General features: G+C 75.5%; 2 protein-coding genes. One reads left to right on the top strand and one right to left on the bottom strand.

Annotated elements, in window-relative coordinates; all coding sequences use genetic code 11:
* Positions 1-178 precede the first annotated feature (178 nt).
* On the top strand, positions 179-904 hold the full coding sequence (locus GTW67_RS08710) for a DUF2470 domain-containing protein (protein WP_161164234.1): 726 nt from the start codon (positions 179-181) through the stop codon (positions 902-904).
* Here GTW67_RS08710 and GTW67_RS08705 read toward each other — a convergent pair.
* Positions 872-1954 (bottom strand): lactonase family protein (locus GTW67_RS08705; RefSeq protein ID WP_202436993.1); only part of this gene is annotated, 1083 nt, incomplete at its 5' end. The genes GTW67_RS08710 and GTW67_RS08705 overlap by 33 nt on opposite strands.

Here is a 1954-nt window from a genome sequence, read left to right as displayed (position 1 = left end):
CTGGGCGCGATCGCGCCGTAGGCGGCGCGTTCCGCCGCGCGGCGGGCGCTCGTCCGGCCGGTGCGCGCCCCCTTCGTGCGCGGAAAGGTCACGCAAAGATCACACGTCCTGGTTGGCGCACACCCCGATCTCCGATAGCTTAGGCAAGCCTTACCTAATGAAGATGACGGAGGATGGGATGGGTGACCACCACACCTGGACGGCCGCGCCCGCCGCGGCGGAGCAGGCCCGCTCCGTGCTCGCCGCCGCATGGTCCTGCGCGGTGACCGCGGAGGGCGGCCGCGAGGAGTTCGTCGGCGCGCACACCGTGGCCGAGGACGGCCGGGTGCTGCTGCACCTGCCCGACGACAGCGCCCTGCACGCGGCGGCCCTCTTCGCGCCCCGCGGCGAGCCGTCCGCCGTGCTGGAGTTCGCCGACGTGGCGCCCGTCCCGGTACGCCATCGCATCCGCGCCCGGCTCTGGCTCGCGGGGTGGTTCACCGCGGACGACGGCCACCTGGTGTTCCGGCCCACGCGAGTGGTGCTGCGGCAGCCCTCCGGTGCCGTGGTGGTCGGCCTCGACGAGTTCGCCGCCGCCGCGCCCGACCCGCTGGCCGAGGCCGAGGCCCGGCTGCTGACCCACCTCGCCGACTGCCACGGCGACGCGGTGGAACGGCTCACCCGGCTCGTCGACGCAGGCAGCCTGCACGGCGCGGTCCGCGTCCGCCCCCTCGCCGTCGACCGGCACGGACTGACGCTGCGCATCGAGCGCGTCCGCGCCCACGGCGACGTACGGCTGCCGTTCCACGCGCCCGCCGACGACGTCGCGCAGCTCACCGAACGCATGCACGTGCTGCTCGCGCAGGCGAGCGCGGCCAACTGCCCCCGCGCGCTACAGCGGCAGCGCACAGACGGCGACGGGTGAGGCGAACGGCTTCCCGGTGAGCCGCAGTTCGCCCGTGTCCGCGGACACGCGGAACACGCTCACCGTGCCGGACCTCTGGTTCGCCGCGAACAGCAGTCCGCCGTCCGGGGAGAACGCGATCTGCCGGGGGAAGTCCCCGCTCACCGGCACCGTGTCCAGCAGCCGCAGCTCCGCCCCGCCCGCCGCCACAGCGTAACGGGTGAGGCTGTTGTGGCCCCGGTTGGCGAGATAGGCGTACGAGCCGTCCGAGGTGACCAGGATCTGCGCCGGATAGTTGGTGCCCTGCCCCGTGCCGGTGGACCGCGCCTCGCCGACGGTGAGGCGCCCGGTGCCCGGGTCGTAGGCGCAGACCGCGACCGTGTCGTCGACCTCGTTGGCGAGGTAGGCGTGCCGCCCGCCGGGGTGGAAGGTCAGGTGGCGCGGTCCGGCGCCCGGCCGGGTGTGCGCCCGGGACACCTCCGTGAGCGTGCCCGCCCTCTCGTCCAGGCGGTAGGTGTAGACGGTGTCCGTGCCCAGGTCCACCGCGAGGACATGGCCTCCGTCCGGGCTCGTGACCACCTGGTGGGCGTGCGGGCCCTGCTGACCGGGCCCGGGCGGGGGAGCGGAGTGGGTGACCAGGGCCGTCCGCTCGCCGAGCGCGCCGGAGGCGTCCACCGGGTGCACGGCGACACTGCCCGAGCCGTAGTTCGCGCTGAGCAGCCAGCGCCCGCTCGGATGCACCGACAGATGGCAGGGCGCGGCGCCGCCGGTCCTCCGGCTGCCCAGGACCTCGCGGTCGGACAGGCGTACGGCGGTCACGGCGCCGTCCTCCCGCTCGTCCACCGCGTACAGGGTGTGCCCGGCCGGGTGCACCGCCAGATACGACGGGTCGGGCACGCCCGTGACGGTGCCCAGGCCGGTGATCCGGCCCGTGCGGGCGTCGTACTCGGCCAGGCCGATGCCCTTGCCGCCGCCCTCGGCCGACGTGTACGTCCCGAGGTGGAGCGGGCGCGCACCGGACCCGGCGTGCTCCCGGCCCGGCGCGCCGCTGCTCGCGGCGGGTGCCGCCGA

Source organism: Streptomyces sp. SID5910 (genome assembly GCF_009862125.1).
Taxonomy (GTDB): Bacteria; Actinomycetota; Actinomycetes; order Streptomycetales; family Streptomycetaceae; genus Streptomyces.
This window is presented reverse-complemented; position numbering and strand designations above follow the sequence as displayed.

What these genes read in the sequence shown, in the direction of transcription:
- GTW67_RS08710 (WP_161164234.1), top strand. Translation starts at nt 179, where the DNA reads ATGGGTGACCACCACACCTGGACGGCCGCGCCCGCCGCGGCGGAGCAG.